The 7,142-nt window shown below is 57.9% G+C and carries 6 protein-coding genes; 3 read left to right on the top strand and 3 right to left on the bottom strand.

All coding sequences use genetic code 11. The annotated features are described in order from the left end of the window. Both P3T20_RS31345 and P3T20_RS31340 read right to left on the bottom strand, forming a co-directional pair. A partial coding sequence (locus P3T20_RS31345) for a hypothetical protein (protein ID WP_429288832.1) occupies window positions 1-206 on the bottom strand: 206 nt, incomplete at its 3' end. 229 nt (window positions 207-435) lie between these two features. After that, window positions 436-1,977, bottom strand: coding sequence for a methyl-accepting chemotaxis protein (locus tag P3T20_RS31340; RefSeq protein WP_429288831.1), 1,542 nt, complete (start codon window positions 1,975-1,977; stop codon window positions 436-438). Between the two features lie 418 nt (window positions 1,978-2,395). On the opposite strand from P3T20_RS31340, the gene P3T20_RS31335 reads away from it, so the two are divergent. Next, window positions 2,396-2,785: a hypothetical protein gene (locus P3T20_RS31335; RefSeq protein WP_429288830.1), complete on the top strand. Its 390-nt coding sequence runs from the start codon at window positions 2,396-2,398 to the stop codon at window positions 2,783-2,785. A gap of 497 nt (window positions 2,786-3,282) precedes the next feature. Next, a complete protein-coding gene (locus P3T20_RS31330; RefSeq protein ID WP_429288829.1) occupies window positions 3,283-5,202 on the top strand; it encodes a putative bifunctional diguanylate cyclase/phosphodiesterase in 1,920 nt (639 codons plus the stop codon). 22 nt (window positions 5,203-5,224) lie between these two features. On the opposite strand, the gene P3T20_RS31325 is transcribed toward P3T20_RS31330, so the two are convergent. After that, entirely contained in the window at window positions 5,225-5,659 is a 435-nt protein-coding gene (locus P3T20_RS31325; RefSeq protein ID WP_083611706.1) for a MarR family winged helix-turn-helix transcriptional regulator, read from the bottom strand. Between the two features lie 215 nt (window positions 5,660-5,874). Here P3T20_RS31325 and P3T20_RS31320 point away from each other — a divergent pair, with 215 nt between their 5' ends. Continuing rightward, a complete protein-coding gene (locus P3T20_RS31320) occupies window positions 5,875-6,960 on the top strand; it encodes a substrate-binding domain-containing protein (RefSeq protein ID WP_429288828.1) in 1,086 nt (361 codons plus the stop codon). The last annotated feature ends 182 nt before the right edge of the window (window positions 6,961-7,142 follow it).

Here is a 7,142-nt window from a genome sequence, read left to right as displayed (position 1 = left end):
GTGATGCCGCAGCATGCGCCACAGCAGCCGGACCGGAGCAGGAAACCGGACATTTCTAATGAGCCAGAACCGGACATTTCTAAAAAGCTCTGACAGACAAAAGTTCGATAATTTATATTATGTAAAATTAAATTTACCCAATATAGCCTCTGCGCACTCAGCTTCTTCGATGCCATGACCCGCTCGCGCCCATACGGCAGCTTCATCGGGCGCTTTGCCTCCTTCGCGTTGTCCGCGTCACCTGCTATGCGCATGAGAGTCGCACCATGTCGCGGATATCGCGCCTGGCCATGCACGGTGAGTAACGTAGGCAAGCGTGACGGCAGGACGGTTGAGATGGTCCTTTTGCATGCCTACGCCGTCCGCGACGCACGGCATCAAGTTCACCGCCGATCTGAAGAAGCGATTCCCAACCGAGGCTGCGTCACATGCGGGCTAGACAGTAGCGAGCCGGAACACGCCGACCACGGAGCGCAGGCGCCCGGCTTGTTCGTCGAGCGACGAAGCCGCTGCAGCAGCTTGCTCCACCAGAGCCGCATTCTGTTGCGTGACTTCATCCATCTGCGACACGGCCCGGCTGATTTGCTCGATACCGGTGCTTTGCTCGTCTGATGCGGCCGAAATCTCGCCCATGATATCGGTGACCCGGTCAATCGATTGCACGATCTCAGTCATGCGCTCACCGGCCGCCTCGACGAGCCGCGTACCATCGGTAACACTCGCAACGGATACCTGAATCAAGCTCTTGATGTCCTTGGCTGCCACGGCACTACGTTGCGCAAGCGCACGCACTTCACCTGCCACTACCGCGAAACCGCGGCCTTCCTCGCCGGCCCTTGCTGCTTCGACGGCCGCATTGAGCGCGAGGATATTGGTCTGAAACGCAATCGCTTCGATCACGGTCGTGATCTCAGCGATCTTGTCTGACTCGCCCGCGATCTGGCGTATCGTGCCGATCGCGTCCTTCACTGCCGCGCTCCCTCGCGCAGTCGCTGCAGTGGCCTGGCAGGCGAGCGCGTTGGCTTGCCGCGCATTGTCTGCATTCTGTTTGACGGTGGCCGTGATCTGCTCCATGCTGGCCGCTGTTTCTTCCAGTGATGCCGCCTGCTCTTCGGTCCGTTGCGACAGATCAAGATTGCCTTGCGCGATTTCACCGGAACCCGTCGCAATCGAATAACTCGCGGACTGAATTTCTGCAACTATCGCGGCCAGCTTCGATTTCATGTCGTTTAGCGCAACGAGCAAGCTGCCCGGGTGCGCGTGACGCTTCTGCACTTCGATGTCGAGATTGCCGCTCGCGATTTGCGACGCGATCTGGGCGGCATAGGCTGGCTCGCCGCCCAGCGCCCGCGTGACGCTACGTGTTACCGCCCACGCGAGCAGGCCGACGGTTGCAAAAATGAGTGCTGCAATGGAGCCGAGCAGCGTCGCGAGCTTGTTGAAGGCCGCATTGATGTCATCGTAGAAAAACCCGGTTCCGATCCACCAGTCCCAGTCCGGAATGGCCACGACGCCCTGCAGTTTCGGTACGGCTTCCGCGTCCGGGGTGCGCTTCACGAGCACGTCAACGAGAGCAATATGCGAAGCCGCCATGCCCTGGCGATATGCCTCGCTATCTGTCAGCCCCGAGGTGGTTTTATTGCCCTTTGCCTTTGTGCCGATGAAGCGGGCAACTGGATGTACGAGGTTGACCCCTTCCGAAGTGGTAACCCAATAATAGCTTTGGGTATTGGCATTGAGTTGCGCAATCGCATCCTTGGCGGACTGTTGCGCCTGATCGCGAGTCATAACGCCACTCGCCTGTAAATCACGGTAATGGCTGACCAGATGTTCGGCCTTTGTCAGAAGAATGACGATCTGCTCGCGTCGGCTATCGACCAGCGAGCCGCGCAAGGTCTGAACCGCTGTCACCGCCAGGACCGCAACGCCGAGCAACGCAGCGATCACCAGCACCAATAGCTTTGTAGAAAGTTTCACGCCGGTGCCCCTTAATGTTAACCATTTGGTACATTTATCGGCATGATGGGAGTACTTCTTCAGGCACCAAAGCCCAGGACAAACCCTGTCAGGCAATGACTACATCGGACTTGGTTACTTGCTGCGACTTTTGTCGACACCGCAAACCCAACCCCGCGCTTTACTTACGCGCGGTTACTACGTCATCGACACCCGTACCGGCTCAGTACAATCCATTCCGCGCTACTACCCCCTCGTAGTAGCGCCGTTGGTACCTCGACGTATGTGTTGAGGCCCGCCCTTCTCTCGGCGGGCCTCTTTTTTTATATAGGCCCGACGTCGTCGACGTTACGAAGAAATCGCCGGTAAGATCGAGTAAAAAAACTTTGTTGTCCTGCATGAGTCTGTATTCACCGATATCAACCTGATTCGGTTCAACATGCGCACGACAATCCTCGGCACTCTCCTCATCGCCATATTTTGTATCCTGGCGGTCGCATTGTGCGAATCGAAGACACTTGAGCACCTGGTTCTCGACGGCCCAAGCGACGACGCGCAGCAGCAGGACACCTACATGGAGCGCGCAAACTACCCGTTGGGATTCTGGACAATGTTTCAGGGCGATTTCTACCATGGCTTCGGAAGACGGCAAGCGGCATACGACCGTTATCACTTCAGCTATCTCGATGCAATCGATGCCGCGACAACGCTTCCTATCGAGACCTTGGCGCTGGCGCAAGCTCACCCCTCCGCCACCCCGGCCAATAGCGCAGAGCAGGATGCGGCTGGCGCTGCAAAAAAAATGCGTCGTGCAAGCACGACGCAATAAAATCCTGAGTTTCGAGGATCAGGACGTGAGAGACCAGAAGCACTGGAGCCATCTATCTCCAGACACAGCGAGTTATACGGCAAAACGGGGCTGCCGCTGAAGATCGGCGCCGGCTGAAAATTTCGTAAGGTAATCCTGAATGAACGTTTCGTGACGCTCAAAAAACAGCTTCCATTCAGCGTTTTCCCTATGAAACCGGACTCCCACGCGCCAAAAAATCACATCCTTACGAAAATTTCAGGCAATCCCTACATCGGCGCACTACAGAGATCGATGGACGTTGCCGTATACCGAAGTAGCAACCATGGTTATGGTCCTTTCACCTTAGCTTCACAAAGTTCAGCTGCGGACATACACGATCGATACACGCAACAAGGACAACTTTGGACAACAGACAGGCTGCGTATCGGTACCGTTAGGAGAGCCGAGATTCGAGTTTGATAGTCCGCTGTTGCGGTTTGAACGCGTTAGCGATGGACCCGCGGGAATGCGCAATCATGAAGCTCACGAAACTCCTGAAATCCGTTAGAGAAATTGCGAGCATCCCGCGAGACAATCCGGATCTGCTGATCGCCCAGTACCGGGCTTTCACGTTCCAGATGCCGCTCATGTATGTGGTCCTGATGATCAATACATGGGGGCTCGCGACGACGCACATGCACGTGGCGCCGCATTGGCTGACCGTCGACATACCCGTCATCATGACTGTGATTTCGGTGGTGCGGCTGATCGGCTGGCTGCGTCGCTCGCGGCAGGAAGCAAGCCATGAGATTGCGTTAGAAGCACTCTCCCGTACCCAACGGCTCGCGCCCTTTATTGCTCTCGCCTTCACGCTGTGGGCGTTCGGGCTCTTCCCTTACGGCGATCCGTATGAAAAGGCTCACGTAGCCTTTTATATGGCCATCACCGTGATTGGCGTGATTTTTTGCATGATGCATTTGCGGCCGGCTGCCTTCACGGTTGCATTCATCGTCAACGGCTCCTTTGTTATTTTCTTCGCTCTCTCGGGGACGCTGGTCTTTGTCGCGATCGCCGTCAACACGGCGCTTGTTTCCGCGGCGATGCTCGCCATACTGCTGGTTCACTATCGTGACTTTACCGGCATGGTCAGTGCGCGCGCGGAGAATTTCCGGCTGGCCAATATCGATAGCCTGACGGGGCTGGCCAACCGTCGCGCGTTCTTTTCGTACCTCGATTTCGCCTATGCGCGAGCGAAATCCGATGGAACGCCTCTTGCCGTCGGCATTATCGACCTGGATGGTTTCAAGCTCGTCAACGACATCTACGGCCATGCCACCGGCGACAAACTGCTGCAGATCATTGGAACGCGCCTCGTCGAGGCATGTCCGGAAAATTACTATGTCGCGAGACTGGGCGGGGATGAGTTCTCGATCGTGGCGTCGAACTTTGGCGACACAGTCGAACTGGTCGCGAATGGCGAATTGATCTGTTCTGCTATACGAGCTGTGGCATCGCTAGGCGATATCACGCTGCAAATAGGCGGCTCGATCGGCTTCTCGGTCTTTCCCGATATGGCGAGCGACACGACACAGCTGTTCGCCAACGCCGACTATGCGCTGTATCACGGAAAGCGCAGCAGTCGTGGCAAGGTGACGCTGTTCTCCACCGACCACGATGCGAAGATCCGCTACGAAGCCAAGATCGAGCAGGCACTGCAGCATGCCAACCTCGAGGATGAACTGACGGTTGTGTTCCAGCCGATTGTCGACGTTTCGAACCGCTCGACGATTGGATTCGAAGCACTGGCCCGATGGGGCAGCCCCACCCTGGGGGCCATCACGCCGGCGCAGTTCATTCCCGTTGCAGAGCGCACCGGAATGATAGAGAGGATCACTAAAACACTACTGAAAAAAGCACTAGCTCACGCGCTGCTTTGGCCTTCGACCATCCGTCTTTCGTTTAACCTGTCCGCCCACGATCTGAGTTCGCCGGACACCGTCCTCGACATCATCACGCAGATCGGCAAGAGCGGCTTCGACCCTGGCCGTCTCGATCTGGAAATAACCGAAACCGCGTTCATTCGTGATTTTGCGCAGGTCCGTCGTGCCACGGAGACGTTGCGGGCTCTCGGTTGTGGTATTTCTCTCGACGACTTTGGAACCGGCTTTTCGAGCCTGACGCACCTTCATGCGTTACCGCTCACCAAGATCAAGGTCGATCGCAGTTTCGTGACAGATCTGAACACGAATCCCACGAGCTACAAGATAGTCAAGTCGCTCCTCGCGCTCAGCCGGGACATGAACCTCGATTGCATTATCGAAGGCATCGAGACGAGAGACGAACTGGCCATTCTCAAAACGCTGGGCGGTCTGATGGTTCAGGGCTATCTGTATTCCAGACCCATCCAGGCAAGCGAAGTCGTAAATTTCCTCGAACAACCGCTGATGGTCGCCTAGGCAACGTCGCGCAAACCACGCTTCATTCCGGCCGCGACTCCGCGATCAGCCGTTCCAGCAGGCGCTTTAACTGCTTCGAGTTGCGTGGTCCAAGTGCTTCTTCAATCGCCTCGTGATGCGCATCCACACTGCGCTTCAATCGCCCCACCATCTCCAGCCCGCGATCGCTGATATAGACCAGCACCTTGCGACTATCCTGGGCGTCCTGTGCGCGCTGGACGAGTCCGCGGCTTACCAGTCTGTCGACGTTCTTGGTCAGTGCAGGCCCATTCAGCAGTACCTGCTCGGCGAGTTCGCCCATCGAATGACCTTGCTCGTCGGATACGACCTGCAGGATGCGCCAGTGCTCCTCGTTGACATCCTCATCGGCAATCGACTGGGCTATACCCAGCTTCATCTGCCGGTGCGCCGAGGCCAGCAGCCAGGCGAGGTACTGCGAAAGGTCGTGTTCGGGCATGGTAGATGCATGGTGTCGAAGCAATGGCATCGATCTTACGCAAATTAATTTTCCGTGGAAAGTATCGGTGCAAAACTGGCTGAAAATGTGCCAAGCTGGCGCTCGTCCGCCCGTGGTTGGTGCAACGCTTGCGTCCGGCTTGACGTTTTTGCCGCTCAGGCGTCGCGGCCAGCCTCGCTTACGTGTTCGACCACTTTGGCATCACACGCCCATCGATGAGTCAGCGTCCCGGTACCCGTAGCAGCAAGCAGGAATTGAATATCGCCTTGTGCGTGCCGCTCGGCGGCGCCGCGGGCATCTGGGGGCCGTCCGCGCTGGCGTCGGCGCGCCTCGCCGTGGCCGAGCTCAACAGCGGGTCGGGCATCACCGGCCGGCCTTGCCGGCTAATCACCCTCAACGCCGGCGACGACGCGCAGGCGATCGAAGACAGTCTGGTCGAACTGGTTGAGGAAGGCGCCGTCGATGCCCTCGTCGGCATGCACACCAGTGCGGTTCGCCATGACCTCCTGCGCGCAATCGGCGGCCGCATACCGTTCGTGTACACCCCGCTCTACGAGGGCGGCGAGCGCACGCCCGGTGTATTCGCAATCGGCGAAACGATCTCCAGACAACTGCGTCCTGCCATTCACTGGCTCAACGAGCGCCACCGTCCACGGCGCTGGATGTTCGTCGGCAATGACTATGTGTGGCCGCGCGCGTCGCATCAGGTCGCGCACCGTTTCGTCGCCGAATCCGGCGGCAGCGTCGTCGGCGAGATGTTTCTGCCCTTCGGTGGCGGCGACTACGAATACGTTCTCGACCAGATTCGCGAGCAACGTGCGGACGCCGTCCTGCTCTCCTTGATCGGCCAGGACGCGGTGGACTTCAATCGCGCCTTCGGCCATGCCGGTCTGGCCTCGCACGTTCTGCGGCTATCCTGCGCACTCGGCGAGAACGAACTGCTCGGCATCGGCGCACGGAACACGGACAACCTGTACGTTGCCTCTGGTTATTTCGCATCACTGGATACCGACGCCAACCAGTCGTTCAAGGAGCGCTATCACAGCCATTTCGGCGTTCGCGCGCCGACGCTGGATACGTTTGGGCAGTCCACCTACGAAGGCATCCACTTCCTTGCTGCTTTGCTCAACGATGCGCATCAGCGTAACGCCACTAGCGCCAGTCTGGCGCGCCTCGGCACCGCGCCCCTTTCCTATCGCAGCGCTCGTGGCGCTGTTTACGCTGGCGGCCGGGTCAATCGGGTGCCGATTTATCTGGCCAGGGTCGACGGTCACGCGTTCCGCGTGCTGACCCATCTTTGATCGCGCCGCGCCCCGCCGTCGTCATTTTATTTTCCAAGGAAAATAAAATGGTTGACGCAGAAAATAGTCGTCCATACCATTGCTCGCAAGTTGGTCAGGCATTCAGGCGCCTGACAACGCCGTCATCCATCGTCGAATGGTCACCGGCAGCACAGTAGCCGCAGGTCTGTCCGGAATTCAAC

This window comes from Paraburkholderia sp. GAS206C, assembly GCF_050435645.1.
Lineage (GTDB): Bacteria > Pseudomonadota > Gammaproteobacteria > Burkholderiales > Burkholderiaceae > Paraburkholderia > Paraburkholderia phenazinium_B.
Note: the sequence above shows the minus strand (reverse complement) of the source record. Positions and strands in the feature narration are given on the sequence as shown.